This window comes from Variovorax sp. 54, from assembly GCF_002754375.1.
Taxonomy (GTDB): Bacteria; Pseudomonadota; Gammaproteobacteria; order Burkholderiales; family Burkholderiaceae_C; genus Variovorax.
Map to the genome: position 1 here is coordinate 4,212,146 of NZ_PEFF01000001.1, position 17,568 is coordinate 4,229,713.

Below are 17,568 nucleotides of genomic sequence, written 5' to 3' on the forward strand. Positions count from 1 at the left end.
AGGCGAGCGGCCCATCGAGCTGTCGCGCTAGGTCGTGGACTCGTCGAGCGGCGTGTCCGACGCCAGGTGCGTGATGTCGCTCCAGCCGACGAGGCTGAAGCCCTCGGGCGTCCACAGCATGCGGTTGATGGCTGCGTTGCCGAGCTGCCAGGTGCGCGGCGCCTGCAGTTCCTGGCGCGTGGCGGCGCGGTAGAGCACGTCCATCACGCCCCCGTGGGCCACCAGCACCACCAGTTGGCCCGGGTGGCGCGCGGCGATGGCCGAGGCGGTACCTGTCACGCGGTCGCGAAAGGTCAGCAGGCTCTCGCCGCCGCCTTCGGGCTCGAACTCGGGGTCGCGCTCGCGCCAGCGGCGGGCGTCTTCGGGCAGCGTGGCCTCGATCTCGGCGAAGCTCATGCCCTCGAAGCGGCCGAAGGCGCGTTCGCGCAGGCCCAGGTCGGGCTGCACGTCAAGGCCGTGGGGCTCGGCGATGGCCTGCGCGGTCTGCCAGGCGCGCGAGAGGTCGCTGGCATAGACCGCCGCAATCGGCTCGTCGGCCAGCGCCTGTCCGGCGCGCTGCGCCTGCCAGAGGCCGGTGGCATTGAGGCCGATGTCGAGGTGGCCCTGGATGCGGGTGTCGACGTTCCAGGCGGTTTCGCCGTGGCGCACGGCGATCAGGCGGGTGAGGTTGGCTTCCATCCGTCCGAATTCTAGAAGTGCGTCATTTCTTGGCTGCGGGTTTGAGTTCGATGTTCACGCGGCGCTCGCCCGGCGGCGGGTTTGGAAAGCCCTGCAGCGCGGCCTCGAACATCACCGGCAGGATCGCCGCGCTCGAGCTGTAGGGGCCGTCGTTTCGCGCGCGGGTCTCGTACACCACGCGGTGGCTGCCGCCCGCCTCGCGCAGCACGAGGCTCACCTCGCGCTGGTACCAGGGGTTGGCCGGCGGCGTGAACATCGGGCCGCCGTACCAGCCGCTGCCATACCAGCGGTGGCCGTAGTAGCCGCCGTAGCCGTAGCCCCAAGGGCCGGGCCCGTAGAGCCATGGATCGGCCCAGGGCGACAGCGCCGCCGTCACGCGTGCGCCGATCTGCGCGGTGTACTGCGGTTGGGCGTCGTCGCGGCGCAGGCCGACCTTGTCGAGCGCGGCCGCGGCCATGGCCTCGAGCCCGTCCTGGCGCGCCGTGTCGGCCTGCTGCGAAGGCAGGCGCTCGAAGCGGTAGGTGGCGCCGGGCGGCACGGTCGTGCCCGGCGTGGCAAAGCTCTTGACGTTGCTGTCGACCACCCAGGAGGTGGCGCAGCCGCTCAGGGTTGCTGCCAAAAATAGAGCTGAAAACGCACGATACATAAGGGTCTCCGGGCCAAGTGCCCTAAATTCCCCTGGGTTGCCCGAGTCAGCCTTGGACGATGCGCAGGGCTGAGGGTGCCTGGGAGAGCAGGTCGAAAGCGGGCGTGTCGAAGGCCTTGTCGCCGTTCTCGTCGGCCACGCCCGTCGCCTTCAGACCCTTGAAGTCGTGCAGTGTTCCGTCGAGCAGGTGCGAAGGCACGACGTTCTGCAGCGCGGTGAACATGTTTTCCACGCGGCCGGGGTACTTCTTGTCCCACTCGCGCAGCATCTCGCCGACCTGCTTGCGCTGCAGGTTCTCCTGGCTGCCGCACAGCGTGCAGGGAATGATCGGGAACTCGCGGTGCTGGGCCCAGCGCACCGTGTCTTTTTCGGCCACGTAGGCCAGCGGGCGGATCACGATGTGCTTGCCGTCGTCGCTCACCAGCTTGGGCGGCATGCTCTTCAACTTGCCGCCGAAGAACATGTTGAGGAAGAAGGTCTGCAGCATGTCGTCGCGGTGGTGGCCCAGCGCGACCTTGGTGGCGCCCAGCTCGTCGGCCACGCGGTACAGGATGCCGCGGCGCAGCCGGCTGCACAGGCCGCAGGTGGTCTTGCCCTCGGGGATCACGCGCTTGACGATGCTGTAGGTGTCCTGGTTCTCGATGTGGAAGGCCACGCCCAGGTCGCTCAGGTACTTGGGCAGCACCTCTTCGGGAAAGCCGGGCTGCTTCTGGTCGAGGTTGACCGCGACGATGTCGAAGTGGATGGGCGCACGCGCCTTCATCTTGAGCAGGATGTCGAGCAGCGCGTAGCTGTCTTTTCCGCCCGAGACGCACACCATGACCTTGTCGCCTTCTTCGATCATGTTGTAGTCGACGATGGCCTGGCCGACCTGGCGGCACAGGCGCTTCTCGAGCTTGTGCGTCTCGCGCTCGATCTTCAGCGAATGGGGGGGCGCGCCGGCTTCGGGCGTTTCGTCGATCCAGACGGCGTTCATTGGGTGGCTACTTCGGGCAAATCGGGGGAAAGACCCCCGATTTTGCCTTGGATCACCATTCCCCGGCTTCGATGCGGATGGCAACTTCGCAGTCGTCGAAGATTTCGAGCTTGGCGATCTTCACGCGCACGCCCCGCACGCCGGGCAGTTGCAGCAGGCGCTGCGCGAGCTTGCCGATCAGGCTTTCGAGCAGGTTGACGTGCTCGGCGGTGCACTCGTCGATGATGATGCGGCGCACCTTGCGGTAGTCCAGCACGTGGAAGATGTCGTCGTCCTGCGGCAGCAGCGGCTGCGGGCCGAGGTTGAGCTCGGCGTCGACCAGGATCGGCTGCGGCGCGGTTTTTTCCTGCTCCAGGATGCCCAGGTTGGCGTCGAAGCGCAGGCCCTGGAGGGTGAGTGTCTGGTGGCCGTGCGGTGTGTTCGTGGACATGGTGGTGGTGCTCGTCACATGAGCGAGAAGTCGCGCTCGAATTTCATGAGGTGCTGGCCGCCGTCGACGAGCAGCGTGGTGCCGGTGATCGAGCTGTTTTCCAGCGCGAATTTCACGGTGGCGGCCACGTCTTCCGATGTGGACGAGCGGCCCAGCGGCGACAGTTTGTGCAGCTGCGCGAACTTGTCGTCGTCGAGCATGTGGCTCGCCAACGTGAGGCCGGGCGCCACGCCCACCACGCGCACGCGCGGTGCGAGCGCCAGCGCCAGCATGGGGGTGGCGGCTTCGAGCGCGGCCTTGGAGAGCGTGTAGCTCAGGAAGTCGGGGTTCGGGTTCCAGAGCTTCTGGTCGAGCAGGTGCACCACGGCGCCCTGCGCGTCGCGCCGGGCCAGGTGGTCGTGCAGCGCCTGCGCCAGCAGGATGGCCGCGCCGGTGTTGCTGCGCGCGTGGCGCTCCATGAGCGCGTAGCTGAAGCTGGCGGCGTCGTCGTGCTCGAAGAGGGCGGCGCTGTGCACCACCGCGTCGACGGCGCGAAAGCGCGCTGCCACGCGCGGCAGCAGGGCGCGCGTGGCCTGCTCGTCGGCCAGGTCGGCCTCGAACAGCGCCGAGTCGCCCGAGCGCGCGGCGCAGTCGGCGACGGTCTGCTCGGCTTCGGCGCGCGAGCTGAGGTAATGCACCGCCACCTGCCAGCCGCCCGCCGCGAGCGCCAGCGCGATCTCGCGGCCCAGCCGGCGGCCCGCGCCCGTGACGAGGACGGTGCGGCGGCGATCGGGGGAGGAGGGTGGAGTGGCACTCATGCGAGGGAAGAAAACGAGGAGGAAGAGGACAATGTCGCCGTGACGACGCCAACCACAAACAGTTTACCCATCGCCCTCGACCATCTGATTACCCGTTCTGTCGAACGTGCGGGCGGATGGATCGGCTTCGACCGCTTCATGGCCTTGGCCCTGTATGCGCCGGGGCTCGGCTACTACGCCAACACTTCGGCCAAGTTCGGCCACATGCCTTCATCCGGCAGCGACTTCGTGACCGCGCCCGAGCTGACGCCGATGTTCGGCCACACGCTCGCGGTGCAGGTGCTCGAGGCGCTGGAGAAAACCGGCACCGACACGGTGTGGGAATTCGGCGCGGGCTCGGGGGCGCTGGCGGTGCAGCTGCTGCATGCGCTGGGAGAGATGGGGCGCAGCGATGTGCGCTATCGCATCGTCGATCTGTCGGGCACCTTGCGGGAGCGGCAGCAGCAGGCGCTGGCGGGGCATGCGGGGCGGGTCGAATGGCTGGGGGAGCTGCCTGAGTCCATGGCGGGCGTGGTGGTCGGCAATGAAGTGCTCGACGCGATGCCGGTGCAGTTGCTGGCGCGGGTGAAGGGGGCGTGGTTCGAGCGGGGGGTGGTGCGGAATCCGGCGGGGGATGGGTGGACCTGGGCGGACCGGCCGACTGATCTTCGGCCGCCGTTCGAGGTGGCGGGGGTGCATGACTACCTGACCGAGGTGCATCCGCAGGCTCAGGCCTTTATTGCGACGCTGGCGGACCGGCTGGAGAAGGGCGCGGCTTTTCTCATCGACTACGGGTTTCCCGAGAGCGAGTACTACCACCCGCAACGGCACATGGGGACGGTGATGTGCCATCGGGGGCACCAGGCGGATGGCGATCCGCTGTCGGAGGTGGGGTACAAGGACATCACGGCGCATGTGGACTTCACGGGGATCGCTGTGGCGGGGCAGGAGGCGGGGCTTTCTGTTCTTGGCTACACGAGCCAGGCTCGGTTTCTTTTGAACTGCGGGATGTTGGGGTTGATGGAACGCGGGACTGTGGCGCAGCGGGGGATGGCGGCTCGGTTGATTCATGAGCATGAGATGGGGGAGTTGTTTAAGGTGGTGGGGTTTGCTGTGGGGGAACCCTGGGACGCTGTGGGGTTCGCTGAAGGGGATCGGAGTCATACGCTCTGACTGTTTGGGTTCTGGCTGAGGGTTTGCTTTCCGAGGCCGGGACTCGCCCCGGCGGGCGACTCACTTTCTTTTGCTTCGCCAAAAGAAAGTAAGCAAAGAAAAGGCGACCCCACTGTCTGCGTCCCTCCGCTGCGCTGCGGGCAACCTGCGGTGCTCGCGTTTCGCGGGGTCTCGCCCAAACTCGCTTCGCTCAAACAAGGGCGAGCCCTGATCCGCGAAACGCTGCGCTCCTCGGCGCATACAGAGGGGCTTGGGAGCCGGGCGGGCCATCGCTGCGCTCGGCCACCACGGCGCCACGGGCGCTGCGCGACCGTGGCGCCTTGTGCTTTCAACGAAGAAATTTGGTCATAAGCAAGCAACAAAGACTTCGTTGGGGAACGCTGCTTGCGCTCCTACATTGGCGGCATGACTGCCGTTCTTTCTCGCGCGACCCCCACTGCAGATGCCCCTGCGCAGCCTTTCGAGGTGCGGCCTTTCGATGCGCCGGTCGGTGCGGAGATCGTCGGGCTCGACATCGCTGAGCCGATCAACGCCGCCGACTTTCAACGCATCCACCGCGCGCACCTCGACCACCATGTGCTGGTCTTTCGCGACCAGCGCATCACGCCCGCACAGCACATCGATTTCAGCCGCCGCTTCGGGCCGCTCGAGATCCATGTGCTGCACCAGTTCCAGCTGAAGAACCACCCCGAGATCCTGATCGTTTCGAACATCAAGGAGAACGGCGAACCGATCGGTCTCGGCGATGCGGGCGTGTACTGGCACTCCGACATTTCGTACAAACCCAAGCCCAGCCTGGGTTCGCTGCTGCACGCGCAAGAGCTGCCGAGCGAAGGCGGGGACACGCTGTTTGCCGACCAGCACCTGGCGTGGGACGCGCTGAGCCCGGCACTGCAGCAACGCATCCTGCCGCTGAAGGCGGAGCACAGCTACCTTGCGAAGTACGAAGAGCTGCGCGCGAAGAACCCGTGGCGGCCCAAGCTGTCGCAGGCGCAGGTCGACCAGGTCGCGCCTGCGGTGCAGCCGGTGGTGCGCACGCACCCGGAGACGGGGCGCAAGGCGCTGTTCGTCAGTGAGCATTTCACGACGCGCATCGTCGGTCTGCCGCAGGACGAGAGCGATGCGCTGCTGGCCGAGCTGTTCGCGCACAGCGTGAAGCCCGAGTTCGTGTACCGCCACGCCTGGGCGCCGCACGACCTGGTGTTCTGGGACAACCGCTCGCTGATGCACCTCGCGGCAGGCGCGCCCGATCACTTGCGCCGCCGACTCAACCGCACCACGGTCGTGGGCGATACGCCTTTCTGATTTCTTTCCTTTCTTCCTTTCTTCTTCCGGACTTTTCAATGAACCGCTTCACACGCCGCGCCGCCGCGCTCGTCACCGGCCTCGGCCTTCTCGCCGGCAGCCTGGCCGCGCAGGCCGAAGGGCAGATCCGCATCGCCGAGCAGTTCGGCATCGTCTACCTGCTGCTCAACGTGGCGCAGGAGCAGAAGCTGATCGAGAAGCACGCGAAGGCCGCGGGGGTCGATGCGAAGGTGGAGTGGGTCAAGCTCTCGGGCGGGTCGGCGGTGAACGACGCATTGCTGTCGGGGAACATCGAAATCGCGGGTGCGGGCGTGGGGCCGCTGCTCACACTGTGGGACCGCACCAAGGGCAAGCAGAACGTGAAGGGCGTGGCTTCGCTGGGCAATTTTCCGTACTACCTGGTGAGCAACAACCCGAACGTGAAGACGATTGCCGACTTCACGGAGAAGGACCGTATCGCGCTGCCCGCGGTGGGCGTGTCGGTGCAGTCGCGGGTGCTGCAGATCGCGTCGGCCAAGCTGTGGGGCGAGAAGGAGTTCAACCGGCTCGACAAGATCAGCGTGGCGCTGCCGCACCCCGATGCGGCCGCGGCCATCATCAAGGGCGGCACGGAGATCACGGGGCACTTCGGCAATCCGCCGTTCCAGGAGCAGGAGCTCGCAGGCAACCCGAACGCGCGCATCGTGCTGAACTCGTACCAAGTGCTGGGCGGGCCGTCGTCGGCCACGGTGCTGTACGCGACCGAGAAATTCCGCAACGAGAACCCGAAGACTTACAAGGCGTTCGTCGATGCGCTCGACGAGGCCGCGAAGTTCGTCACGGCCAATCCCGAGAAGGCGGCGGACATCTACCTCAAGGTGAGCAACGCGAAGCTCGACCGCGAGTTGCTGCTGAAGATCATCAAGAACCCCGAGGTGCAGTTCAAGACCGCGCCGCAGAACACCTACGTGTTCGCGGAGTTCATGCACCGCGTGGGCGCGATCAAGAACAAGCCGGCGTCGGTGAAGGACTATTTCTTCGATGACGCGCATACGGCTTCGGGGAATTGAGTGAGCCCCACGGTCGCCTTGCCTTCGGGGATTGACTCCCTCTCCCATCGGGAGAGGGCGGGGGTGAGGGGGGAGCCTTCGGCATCGTCGGCAGCCCTCACCCCAACCCTCTCCCGCGCGCGGGAGAGGGGGCAAGACACAGACACGGCCCCGCTGCTCCAGGTCGACAACGTCAGCCTCGAGTACCGCACGCCCGAGCGCGTGGTGCGCGCCACGCACCGCGTGAGCTTCGACGTGCACGCCGCCGACCGCTTCGTGCTGCTCGGGCCTTCGGGCTGCGGCAAGTCGACGCTGCTCAAGGCCGTGGCCGGGTTCATCCCGCCGGTCGAGGGCGAGATCCGCCTCGACGGCCGGCGCGTGTCGCAGCCGGGCCCCGACCGCATCGTCGTGTTCCAGGAGTTCGACCAGCTGCCGCCGTGGAAGACGGTGAAGCAGAACGTGATGTTCCCGCTGCTCGCCTCGCGCACGCTGGGCCGCAAGGAAGCGGCCGAGCGCGCGCTGCACTACCTGGACAAGGTGGGCCTCTCGAAGTTCGCCGACGTGCACCCGCACCAGCTCTCGGGCGGCATGAAGCAGCGTGTGGCGATTGCGCGGGCGCTGGCGATGCAGCCGCGCGTGCTGCTGATGGACGAGCCCTTTGCCGCGCTCGACGCGCTCACGCGCCGCCGCATGCAGCAGGAACTGCTCGAACTGTGGGACGAGGTGCGCTTCACGTTGCTGTTCGTCACGCACTCGATCGAGGAGGCGCTGGTGGTGGGTAACCGCGTGGCACTGCTGTCGCCGCATCCGGGGCGCATGCGCGCCGAACTCAACAGCCACGGCTATTCGCTCGAGAGCCTGGGCGGTGCGGACTTTCAGGCGACCGCGCGGCGCATTCACGACATGCTGTTCGAGGAAGAACCCGAAGCGGTGAGCGCGCCATGACCCCGGTCTTTCTCCCTCCCCTTCCGGGGGAGGGCAGGGGTGGGGGCACGCGGCGTATCCATCGGGCGCTCTGCCTGCCCCCATCCCAACCTTCCCCCAGAGGGGGAAGGAGCCATACACCATGAGCACTCTTTCGCCTCCCATTCGCCCCGAATACGAACGCACGCTCGAGCCTTTCACCGAGCTGCCGGTCGAACGCGCGCTGCCGCTGGCCACGCGCCTCGCCTCGCAGACCTGGTTGCGCAAGGGCCTGATTCTTGCCGTCATCGCCGTGCTGTGGGAGCTGGCGGCGCGCTGGCAGGACAACGACCTGCTGCTGCCCACCTTCACCGCCACCGCCCGCGCATTGGTCGAAGGGCTGGCCAGCGGCGAGCTGGTCGAGAAGGTGCGCATCTCGCTGGCTGTTCTGCTGCAGGGCTACCTCGCGGGCGTGCTGCTGGCCTTCGGGCTCACGACGCTGGCCGTGTCCACACGCATCGGGCGCGACCTGCTGGACACGCTGACCTCGATGTTCAACCCGCTGCCCGCGATCGCGCTGCTGCCGCTGGCGCTGCTGTGGTTCGGGTTGGGGCGCGGCAGTCTGGTGTTCGTGCTGATCCATTCGGTGCTGTGGCCGCTGGCGCTCAACACCTATGCGGGCTTCCAGGGCGTGCCCGAGACGCTGCGCATGGCGGGGCGCAACTATGGCCTGACGGGGCTGCGCTACGTGCTGCAGATCCTGGTGCCGGCCGCGCTGCCGTCGATCCTGTCGGGGCTGAAGATCGGCTGGGCCTTTGCGTGGCGCACGCTGATCGCGGCCGAGCTGGTGTTCGGCGCCTCGTCGGGCAAGGGCGGGCTGGGCTGGTACATCTTCCAGAACCGCAACGAGCTGTACACCGACCGCGTGTTCGCCGGCCTGGCGATGGTGGTGCTGATCGGCCTGCTGGTGGAAAGCCTGGGCTTTCGCACGCTGGAGCGGCTCACGGTGCGGCGCTGGGGCCAGCAGCGCTGACAGCAAGCGCGTGAAGGGGCGGGGCGCACGAATGCCCCGGCGATGGCGAAACGGGCGCGGGCTCGGGTCTAATCGCAGCTTTTGGCACGCGTTCTCCTTCCCATGAGCTCTTCCGCCCCCGACCTTTCCTCGATCGCCGGTGCGCTGGCCGATGCCGCCGCCGCCCAGTCGATGCGCTACTTCCGCACGCCGCTGGACATCATCACCAAGGCCGACGAAAGCCCGGTCACGCTGGCCGACCGCGCCGCTGAAACCGCCATGCGCGAGATCCTCGGCGCACGCGTGCCCACCGACGGCATCTTCGGCGAGGAGCATGGCCCCGAGCGGCTCGACGCCGACCGCATCTGGGTGCTCGACCCGATCGACGGCACGCGCAGCTTCATCACCGGCTCGCCGCTGTGGGGCACGCTCATCGGCGTGCTGCAGGGCGGGCGCGTGGTGTTCGGCATGGTCGACATGCCGGTGCTGAAAGAACGCTGGGTGGGCGAGGCCGGCAAGGGCGCGACGCGCGACGGCCAGCCCGTGCGCGTGAGCGGCTGCACCGAGATCGCCAAGGCCCGCATCGTGACCACCTCGCCTGACATCTTCTCGCCGGCCGACTGGAGCGCCTTCGACCGCCTGAGCCGCCAGTGCGCGATGCGCCGTTTCGGCGGCGACTGCTACGGCTACGCCCAGCTGGCGGGCGGCACCATCGACCTCGTGGTCGAGACCGGCCTGCAGCCCTACGACTTCCTGGGCCCGACGGGTTTGATCGAGGCCGCGGGCGGCGTCGTCACCGACTGGGAGGGGCGGCCGCTGGGCCTGAATCCCGATCAGCGCGTGATTGCTGCAGCCACACCCGAACTTCACCGACAAGCCCTGGCCGTGCTGGCCGCCTAGACTGTTTTCATGTTCCGCTGGCTGATCGTCGTTGTCCTCGCGCTGGTGCTCATGAGCGGCCTGACCGCCTGGTTGCGCCGCTTCGGCTTCGGACGGCTGCCCGGCGATTTCGAGTTTCGCGCCTTCGGCCGCGACTGGCAGCTGCCGATCGCGAGCACGGTGCTGCTCAGCATGATCGCGGCGCTGGTGGCGCGGCTGCTCTGAGCACGGCGCGTTCAAGACTGAGAAAGAAGAGAACCCCGCAATGAGAGCCTGCGTAGACATCGGCGGCACCAAGGTGGCCGTGAGCCTTTCCGCTTCGAGCGACGCGCCGCTGATCGGCCGCCGCAGCGAGCCCACCGCCAAGACCGGCAGCAACGACGCCGTGGCGGTGCAGATCCTGCGGCTCATCGACGAGGTCTGCGCCGAGCAGGGCGTCGACCCGGCGAGCATCGACCGCGTGGGCGTGTCGTCGACCGGGCCCTTCGAGCTGCACGACGGCATGGTCGAGCTGGCCACGCCCAACATCTGCGGCGGCATCGCAGGCCCCTCGCGCGGGCTGCCCAACAACTGGATGACGGCCATCGTCGAGGCGCCGCTGGCGCGCCGCTTCGCCCGCGTGCGCGTCGAGAACGACGCCGTGGCCGCGCTCGAGGCCGAGCGCCATTGGGGCGCGCTGAAGGGGCTCGACAACTGCGCCTACGCCACCTGGAGCACCGGCGTGGGTGTGGGCCTGTGCGTCGACGGCAAGGCACTGCGCGGCAAGAACGGCAACGCCGGCCATGCGGGCCACAGCTTCGTGGTCGACGACGACAGCGACGCGCTGTGCGGCTGCGGCAACCTGGGTGACGTGGAAGCGCTGGCCGGCGGCAATTCGATCGCGCACCGCTTCGGCCAGCCCGCGGCCGATCTGTTCACGGCCGCCGCGGCCGGTGACGCCGCTGCGCTCGAGAAGGCCGATGCGCTGTGCCGCGTGATCGGCCGCATGCTCTACAACCTGGTCATCACGCTCGACCTGCAGCGCATCAGCCTGGGCGGCAGCGTGTTCTGGCACCACCGCGACTTCGTGCTGCCGCGGCTGCAGGCGCAGGTCGACGGCAAGCTGCCACCGCTCACGCGCGGCGTGCTGCTGGTGCCCGCCGGGCTCGGCGACAAGGTGGGCGACTACGCGGCCTTGGCCTTGCTCGACTGAACAGAAGCGCGCGACGGCCTGACCGTCGCTGACGCCGGCGGATTCTTCTGCGCCGCGCAGCCTTCGTCGACGATCTGCCCCAACCGCCGCAGCCCCGCATCGACCGCTTCGCTGAAAGGCCAGCCGCAGTTGATGCGCAGGTAGTGGTCGAAGCGTGAGGCGTTCGAGAACTGCGCGCCCGGCGCCACCAGCATGTGCTCGCGCAGGGCCGCCTCGAACACCGCCACCGACGACAACCGATCGGGCAGCTCCACCCACAGCTGGAAGCCGCCGCGCGGCAGGTTGAGCCGCGTGCCGGCCGGGAAGTAGCGCGCAATGGCGTCGGCCGTCTGGTCGCGTTGCGTGTGCAGGCGTTCGCGCAGCCGGCGCAGGTGGCGGTCGTAGCCGCCGCTGGCAATGATCTCGCCCGCGGCGATCTGCGCCAGCGCCTCGTTGTTGCGCGTCTGCGCGTACTTGAGCATCTCGACCTGCGCATGCCAGCGCCCGGCCGTGATCCAGCCCAGCCGCAGGCCCGGCGCCAGCACCTTGTGCAGCGACGCGCAATACACCACGTTGCCCGTGCGGTCCCAGGACTTGATGGCGCGCAGCGGCACCTCGGTTTCCACCAGGTCGCTGTAGGTGTCGTCCTCGACCAGCGCGATGCCGTGGTTTTCGCACATCTGCACCAGCCGCTGCTTGTGGGCGTCGGGCATCACGCTGCCGATGGGGTTCTGCAGGTGCGGCACCACCACCACGGCCTTGATGTCGTCGTAGGTGTGGATGGCCAGGTCGAGCGCTTCCAGCGAGATGCCGGTCTGCGGGCTGGTGGGAATCTCCAGTCCGCGCAGGCCCAGGCTTTCGAGCACCTGCAGCAGGCCGTAGAAGGTGGGCGATTCGACGGCGACGGTGTCGCCGGGCTTGGCGATGGCGCGCAGCGCGAGGTTCAGCGCCTCGATGCAGCCGTTGGTGACCAGCACGTCGTCGGGCGCCACGGTCATGCCCACGCGCAGGTTGCGCTGGGCCACGACCTGGCGGAACTGCTCGTGGCCTTTTTGCGAGGAGGCGGTGGTCAGCAGCTCGGGGCGCTGGCGCAGCGCGCGCGTCATGGCGTTGCGCAGCGCCTCGGCGGGGTAGAGCTCGGGGGCGGCGCGCGAGATCGCGAAGTTGAGCTTCACGTCGTTGAGCCGCCCGCGCGCCATGAAGTTGGCCATGCGCGTGCGCATGTTGACGAACTGTGCCGGGTCGGGCGGCAGGCCGGACACGGGTTCTTCCATGGCCGCGATGGCCAGCCGCTGCGGGCGGCGCACGAAGTAGCCGGAGCGGTCGCGCGCCTCGACCCAGCCTTCGCTTTCCATGGCGCGGCAGACCTGCAGCGCGGTCGACAGGCTGATGTCGTGCAGCCGCATCAGGCTGCGCAGCGACGGGAGCTTGTCGCCGGCCTTGAGCGAGCCGGCGTGGATCGCGTCGACGTAGTGCGCCGCGAGCTGGCGGTAGAGCGGTAGCGAATCCATGGGTCGATGTTCCCCGCATCGGGCATCCAAAAACAGATGCAGTTGCTTGGGAAAAGGACCATAACAGATGGCGCGAAAGACCGGCTGTTCCGGTCGCAATAGCCATCGGGTGTGCCTGTTTTTCGGGCGGTGGAATTCCTACGATGAAGCCCACATCCACCCGAGGTCCGCCATGATCACCACCCTTTCCGAAGCGCCCGATTCCATCGTTCTCGAACCCGGCCAGTCGCTGCGCACCGCGGTCGATGCGGGCGCCTGGCTTCAGCTGGCCGAGGGCCGCGCCCGCGTGGTGTCGCCGCCGGGCTGGCTGGGCGAGAGGGTGTTCATGACCGAGACGCTGCTCGGCGAAGGCGACGTGCACTGCGTGCCGCAGGGCGGGTGGATCGAGGTGTTGGCCATCACGCCGGTGCACCTGCGGGTGCATGCGCCAGTGCGGCCAGTCCGGGCGGCGCCGGTCGAAGAGGCGCGGCCGGTGATGCGCTTCGTGCGCTTGCTGACGGGCTGGTGAGGTCCGGGGCAGGGCGCCTGCCCCGAACCAAAGCCCAAAGCCGCCGTCAGTTCTTCGGCAACTTCTGCGGGCGCTTCCAGTTGGCAAAGCTGACCTGCTTGCCCCGCGCCACGGTCAGCGCGCCGGGCTCGGTCGACTTGTTCACGGTCGAACCGCCGCCGATGGTGCCGCCCGCGCCGATCGTCACGGGCGCCACGAGCACGCAGTTGCTGCCCACGTGCACGTCGGCCTCGATCACGGTGCGGTGCTTGTTGGCGCCGTCGTAGTTGGCCGTGATGCTGCCCGCGCCGTAGTTCACGCGCTCGCCCACCGTGGCGTCGCCCAGGTAGGCCAGGTGGTTGGCCTTGGCGCCCGCCGCCAGCGTGGAGTTCTTGACCTCGACGAAGTTGCCGATGTGCACCTCGGCGCCCAGCTGGGCACCGGGCCGCAGCCGCGCAAAGGGGCCGACCAGCGCGCCCGCGCCCACCGTCACGCCGGCCTTCTCGCCGTCGATGTGGGTGAAGGGGTGGATCACCGCGCCCGCCTCGATGCGCACGTTGGCAATGACGCAGTTCGCGCCGATGCGCACGCCTTCGCCCAGCGACACCGTGCCTTCGAACACGCAGTTGACGTCGATGTCGACGTCAGCGCCGCAGCTCAGCGTGCCGCGCAGGTCGAAGCGCGCCGGGTCGGCCAGGCGCACGCCCTGTTCCATCAGCGCATTCGCCTGGCGCAGCTGCCACGCGCGTTCCAGCGCCGCGAGCTGGGCCGGGCTGTTGATGCCCGCCACCTGCAGCGCGTCGGTCGTGACGTGCGCCACCACCGGCACGTGGTCGTCGGCCGCGAACTTCACGATGTCGGTCAGGTAGTACTCGCCCTGCGTGTTCTTGTTGTCCAGCCGCGCGAGCCAGCCCTTGAGCAGCCGCGCGGGCGCGGCCATCACGCCGCTGTTGATCTCGCGCACGGCGCGCTGCGCCTCGGTCGCGTCCTTGTGCTCGACGATGGCCGTCACCTCGCCGCCCGCCGTGGTGCGGATGATGCGGCCGTAGCCCGTGGGGTCGTCGAGTTCGATGGTCAGCAGCGCGAGCCGCTCGCCGCCGCTGGCGGCGATGAGGGTGCGCAGCGTGTCTTCGGCGATCAGCGGCACGTCGCCCGACAGGATGACGACGGTGCCGTCGTCCGGCAGCTGCGGCGTGGCCTGCTGCACGGCATGGCCGGTGCCCAATTGGGGCTCCTGGCGCGCGAAGCCGAGCGCGGCGGCGTTCACGGCCGTGGCCTTGATGGCGGCTTCGACCTGCTCGGCGCCGTGGCCCGTCACGACCACGACATGGCGCGCGCCGATGCGCGCGGCGGTGTCGGTCACGTGGGCCAGCAATGCGCGGCCGGCCAAACGATGCAACACTTTGGGCAGCTTGCTCTTCATGCGCGTGCCCTTGCCGGCCGCCATGATGACGACGTCGACCGGTCCCTGGTTGCTCTGCTGCGGAGTCTGATTCATGCGCTTTTCTTCCCGGATTCGTTGTGCTGGACTGGGCCGAATTATCGGCGTGCTGCTGCTGGCCGCTGCCCTGGGGGCTTGCAGCACGGTCAAGCTCGCCTACAACAACCTGCCCGAACTGAGCTACTGGTGGCTCGACGGCTACTTCGACTTCGACGGCGCCCAGACCCCCAAGGTGCGCGACGAGCTCGCCCAGCTGCTGGCCTGGCACCGCCAGAACGAGCTGCCGCGCATCATCGGCCTGCTGCAGGAAGCCCAGGGCCTGGCGTCGGCCGAGGTGACGCCGGCCCAGGCCTGCCAGCTGGCCGACCAGGTCCGCGAGCGCCTGCTCGCCGTCACCGAGCGTGCCGAGGCCGCCAGCGCCGATTTCGTGCTGAGCCTGAGCGAGGCCCAACTGCAGCAGCTCGAGCGCAAGTACGCGAAGAACAACACCGAGTACCGCAAGGACTGGCTCGACCGCAGCCCCGCGCAGGTGCATGAAAAGCGCTACGACCAGTTCCTCGACCGGCAGGAAGACTTCTACGGCCGCCTCACGACCGAGCAGCGCGCGCTGCTGCGCCAGCAGGTCGCGCAGTCGGTGTTCAGCCCGCGCTTGGCATATGAAGAGCGGCGCCTGCGCCAGCAGGAGGCGCTGGTGCTGCTGCGGGGCTTTCTCGGCGCCAATGGTGCCCCGCGCACCTCGCCGGTCGAGGCCCGCGCCGCGCTGCATGCCTATATCTTGCGCATCGCCGATCCACCGCCCGGCCCGTGGCGCGACCAGCAGCAGGCGCTGCTGCAGGAAGGCTGCCGCAACCTGGCGGCGCTGCACAACACCACCAGCGCCACGCAGCGCGAGCAGGCGGTGCGCCGGCTGCAGGCCTACCAGAGCGACCTGCGGCAGCTGGTGGCCGCGCGCTGAGCCCACGGCCCCCACAAGAAACCCGGCGTGGCACCGGGCAAAGAAAAAGGCGGCCGAAGCCGCCTTTGTTCAGAAGAGCCGGGAGTGCGGGCGGTCGGTCAGACCGGGTCCCACACGTAGGTGGCACCGTAGCCATCCCAGGCTTCCATGACGATGCGCTGGCCGGCGGCCACGGTGAGCGACTCGCCCGGGGCCAGCACGATGTCTTCGCTGGGGCCGTGGGCGGTGGCGTCGGGCGTGACCCACACGCGGCCCTGCTTGACGCGCAGCACGCTCGCCGACCGCGCCTTCAGGCTCATCGCCTCGCCGGGCGCAATCTGCCAGGCGCCACGGCGCACGGCCGGCGGAATGGCCGCGGTGCGGTTGGAGCGGGACAGGGAAGCGAGCGATTCGTTGGTGCAGACGGCGGTGGACATGGTGTGGACTCCTAAGCTGATCCGAGCGCCTTGACAGACAGAGAGGTTGGCGCAGTTCGGGAATGAATGATCGTTTTTGTGGCCTTGGAGGTCCAATGAAAACGAGGTAGCCTACTGATGCGATTCCCGCATCAATCAACCGGCCGCCGGGAACGCACACCAAAGTCATACCCATGCAACATTCGCAAACCCACCTGCGTTCCCGCCCCATTTCCGCGGGGCACCTGCGGGCCTTCGAGGCGGTGGCGCGGCACCTCAATTTCCGCGCCGCGGCCGAGGAAATGGCGCTCACGCAGTCGGCCGTGAGCCGGCAGATCCAGTCGCTCGAGGAAGAGGTGGGCGTGTCGCTGTTCCTGCGCCACACGCGGGCGGTCGAGTTGACCAGCGCCGGGGCGCAGCTGCTGCTGTCGGTGCAGCAGGCGTTGCCGCGCATCGACATGGCGGTGCGGCAGATCCGCCAGAGCGCGGGGCGCAAGAGCGTGGCGCTCACCACCTTTGCCTCGTTCGCCTCGATGTGGCTGATTCCGCGGCTGGAAGCCTTCCAGCGCGACAACCCCGAGATCGACATCCGCATCGACGCCAGCGACATCGCGGTCGACCTCGACGTGGCCGACGTGGACATCGCGCTGCGCTACGGCCCGCCCGAGGTCATGCCCGCCGGCGCCGTGCGCCTGTTCGGCGAAAACCTGACGCCGGTGGCGAGCCCGTGGCTCATCAAGAGCAATCCGCCGATCAAGACGCCGGCCGACATCGCCCGCTTCACGCTCATCGAGGCCGGCGACGCGCACCGCACGCACCTCGAATGGCTCACGTGGCGGCGCTGGTTCGAGGTGAACGGCATGGAGCGCGCCCAGCCCAAGCGCTGGCTCTACTTCAACTACGCCTACCAGATGGTGCAGGCCGCGCTCACCGGCCAGGGCGTGGTGCTGGCGCGCAACTCGCTGGTGGCCGAGAGCCTGGCCAACGGCGACCTGGTCGAGGTGCTGCCGCAGCACCGCCTCGATTCGCCGATGGCCTACTGGCTCATCTCGGGGCCGCGCAACGCGCTGCGGCCGGAGATCAAGGCCTTTTCCGACTGGCTGGAGGCGCAGGCCGCCGTCACGCGTGAAACGGTGGGCGAGGTGCCCGACCCCGACACCGTCGACAACCTCGACTGAGCCCGCTCAGGAGGTCGGCCAGACGACGCCGTTGTCATTCAGGATGGCATCGAGCGGCAGGTCGTGCGTCTCGGGCTCGAAGTCTTCGAGAAAGCCGTTCGTGAAGCCCAGGCCCACCGTGAACGGCCGGGGCTCCAGCGCCGCCAGCGTGCGGTCGTAAAAGCCACCGCCGTAGCCCAGCCGGTAGCCCCCCGCGCTGTAGCCCACGCAGGGCACGAACAGCAGGGTCGGCACGATCAGTTCGGTGTCCTTCGGCTTGGGAATGCCGTAGGCGTCTTCCTCCATCTGGCAGCCCGGGTACCAGGCATGGAAGGTGAGCGTCTTGTGAACTTTGTCGATCACCGGCAGTCCGATGCGGCGGCGCTGCGTTTCTTCCATGAGCTCGCCGTCTTCCTTCCAGCGATGCAGTGCGGGCAGCGGGTCGAATTCGCCCTTGATCGGCCAGTAGGCGCCGATCACGGTGTCGGGCCGGCCGACCAGCCAGATCCGCATCACACGCTGCAACAGGTCGGCCCGCGCGAGGCGGTCGGGCAGCGCCAGGCGTTGCTCGATGAGTGCCTTTCGCAGTTGACCCTTCAGAAAACTCGCCGTGGCCGAGGTGTCGGCATCCTTTGACTTGTCCAT

The 17,568-nt window shown here is 68.3% G+C and carries 20 protein-coding genes; 11 read left to right on the forward strand and 9 right to left on the reverse strand.

The genetic code is table 11. The annotated features are described in order from the left end of the window. Positions 1 to 27: 27 nt before the first annotated feature. From CLU95_RS19460 to CLU95_RS19480, 5 genes are all read right to left on the reverse strand, one after another. Positions 28 to 678: a histidine phosphatase family protein gene (locus CLU95_RS19460; RefSeq protein ID WP_099795122.1), complete on the reverse strand. Its 651-nt coding sequence runs from the start codon at positions 676 to 678 to the stop codon at positions 28 to 30. Between the two features lie 22 nt (positions 679 to 700). Beyond that, on the reverse strand, positions 701 to 1,297 hold the full coding sequence (locus CLU95_RS19465) for a DUF4136 domain-containing protein (RefSeq protein WP_257214671.1): 597 nt from the start codon (positions 1,295 to 1,297) through the stop codon (positions 701 to 703). A 73-nt stretch (positions 1,298 to 1,370) separates the two neighbouring features. Then, entirely contained in the window at positions 1,371 to 2,300 is a 930-nt protein-coding gene (gene ttcA / locus CLU95_RS19470) for a tRNA 2-thiocytidine(32) synthetase TtcA (protein WP_099795124.1), read from the reverse strand. Positions 2,301 to 2,352: 52 nt separating this feature from the next. Further along, complete coding sequence (locus CLU95_RS19475; protein ID WP_056576172.1) at positions 2,353 to 2,730, reverse strand: dihydroneopterin aldolase; 378 nt, start codon at positions 2,728 to 2,730, stop codon at positions 2,353 to 2,355. Between the two features lie 14 nt (positions 2,731 to 2,744). Continuing rightward, positions 2,745 to 3,527 (reverse strand): SDR family oxidoreductase, encoded by a 783-nt coding sequence (locus tag CLU95_RS19480; RefSeq protein ID WP_099795125.1) that lies wholly within the window; start codon positions 3,525 to 3,527, stop codon positions 2,745 to 2,747. 39 nt (positions 3,528 to 3,566) lie between these two features. On the opposite strand from CLU95_RS19480, the gene CLU95_RS19485 reads away from it, so the two are divergent. The 8 genes from CLU95_RS19485 to CLU95_RS19525 all read left to right on the forward strand — a co-directional run bounded on the left by CLU95_RS19485 (position 3,567) and on the right by CLU95_RS19525 (position 10,998). Further along, on the forward strand, positions 3,567 to 4,679 hold the full coding sequence (locus CLU95_RS19485) for a class I SAM-dependent methyltransferase (protein ID WP_099795126.1): 1,113 nt from the start codon (positions 3,567 to 3,569) through the stop codon (positions 4,677 to 4,679). 405 nt (positions 4,680 to 5,084) lie between these two features. Continuing rightward, positions 5,085 to 5,984, forward strand: a complete 900-nt coding sequence (locus CLU95_RS19495) for a TauD/TfdA dioxygenase family protein (RefSeq protein WP_099797387.1) — start codon at positions 5,085 to 5,087, stop codon at positions 5,982 to 5,984. Positions 5,985 to 6,022: 38 nt separating this feature from the next. Beyond that, positions 6,023 to 7,033 carry an ABC transporter substrate-binding protein gene (locus tag CLU95_RS19500; RefSeq protein ID WP_099795128.1) on the forward strand — a complete coding sequence of 337 codons (1,011 nt, stop codon included), beginning with the start codon at positions 6,023 to 6,025 and terminating at the stop codon, positions 7,031 to 7,033. 153 nt (positions 7,034 to 7,186) lie between these two features. Next, a complete protein-coding gene (locus tag CLU95_RS19505; protein WP_099797388.1) occupies positions 7,187 to 7,957 on the forward strand; it encodes an ABC transporter ATP-binding protein in 771 nt (256 codons plus the stop codon). A 121-nt stretch (positions 7,958 to 8,078) separates the two neighbouring features. Beyond that, positions 8,079 to 8,948, forward strand: a complete 870-nt coding sequence (locus CLU95_RS19510; protein ID WP_099795129.1) for an ABC transporter permease — start codon at positions 8,079 to 8,081, stop codon at positions 8,946 to 8,948. Between the two features lie 102 nt (positions 8,949 to 9,050). Further along, a complete protein-coding gene (gene hisN, locus CLU95_RS19515; RefSeq protein WP_099795130.1) occupies positions 9,051 to 9,827 on the forward strand; it encodes a histidinol-phosphatase in 777 nt (258 codons plus the stop codon). Positions 9,828 to 9,836: 9 nt separating this feature from the next. Next, complete coding sequence (locus tag CLU95_RS19520; RefSeq protein ID WP_093245072.1) at positions 9,837 to 10,031, forward strand: DUF2905 domain-containing protein; 195 nt, start codon at positions 9,837 to 9,839, stop codon at positions 10,029 to 10,031. Between the two features lie 40 nt (positions 10,032 to 10,071). Continuing rightward, positions 10,072 to 10,998 (forward strand): ROK family protein, encoded by a 927-nt coding sequence (locus CLU95_RS19525; RefSeq protein ID WP_099795131.1) that lies wholly within the window; start codon positions 10,072 to 10,074, stop codon positions 10,996 to 10,998. On the opposite strand, the gene CLU95_RS19530 is transcribed toward CLU95_RS19525, so the two are convergent. Next, entirely contained in the window at positions 10,971 to 12,488 is a 1,518-nt protein-coding gene (locus tag CLU95_RS19530; protein ID WP_257214672.1) for an aminotransferase-like domain-containing protein, read from the reverse strand. The genes CLU95_RS19525 and CLU95_RS19530 overlap by 28 nt on opposite strands. A 172-nt stretch (positions 12,489 to 12,660) precedes the next feature. Between CLU95_RS19530 and CLU95_RS19535 the strand changes: the two genes are divergently transcribed. After that, complete coding sequence (locus tag CLU95_RS19535; RefSeq protein ID WP_099795132.1) at positions 12,661 to 12,996, forward strand: hypothetical protein; 336 nt, start codon at positions 12,661 to 12,663, stop codon at positions 12,994 to 12,996. 46 nt (positions 12,997 to 13,042) lie between these two features. Here the strand turns inward: CLU95_RS19535 and glmU are convergent, their stop codons facing one another. Then, on the reverse strand, positions 13,043 to 14,473 hold the full coding sequence (gene glmU / locus CLU95_RS19540; protein ID WP_099795133.1) for a bifunctional UDP-N-acetylglucosamine diphosphorylase/glucosamine-1-phosphate N-acetyltransferase GlmU: 1,431 nt from the start codon (positions 14,471 to 14,473) through the stop codon (positions 13,043 to 13,045). On the opposite strand from glmU, the gene CLU95_RS19545 reads away from it, so the two are divergent. Next, positions 14,472 to 15,371: a DUF6279 family lipoprotein gene (locus CLU95_RS19545; protein ID WP_257214673.1), complete on the forward strand. Its 900-nt coding sequence runs from the start codon at positions 14,472 to 14,474 to the stop codon at positions 15,369 to 15,371. The two genes, glmU and CLU95_RS19545, sit on opposite strands and share 2 nt — an antisense overlap. Positions 15,372 to 15,469: 98 nt before the next feature. Here CLU95_RS19545 and CLU95_RS19550 read toward each other — a convergent pair whose 3' ends face one another. Further along, entirely contained in the window at positions 15,470 to 15,787 is a 318-nt protein-coding gene (locus CLU95_RS19550; RefSeq protein ID WP_099795134.1) for a DUF2917 domain-containing protein, read from the reverse strand. Positions 15,788 to 15,960: 173 nt separating this feature from the next. Between CLU95_RS19550 and CLU95_RS19555 the strand changes: the two genes are divergently transcribed. Continuing rightward, positions 15,961 to 16,944, forward strand: a complete 984-nt coding sequence (locus CLU95_RS19555) for a LysR substrate-binding domain-containing protein (RefSeq protein WP_099795135.1) — start codon at positions 15,961 to 15,963, stop codon at positions 16,942 to 16,944. A 6-nt stretch (positions 16,945 to 16,950) separates the two neighbouring features. On the opposite strand, the gene CLU95_RS19560 is transcribed toward CLU95_RS19555, so the two are convergent. Continuing rightward, complete coding sequence (locus tag CLU95_RS19560) at positions 16,951 to 17,568, reverse strand: 5-formyltetrahydrofolate cyclo-ligase (protein WP_099795136.1); 618 nt, start codon at positions 17,566 to 17,568, stop codon at positions 16,951 to 16,953.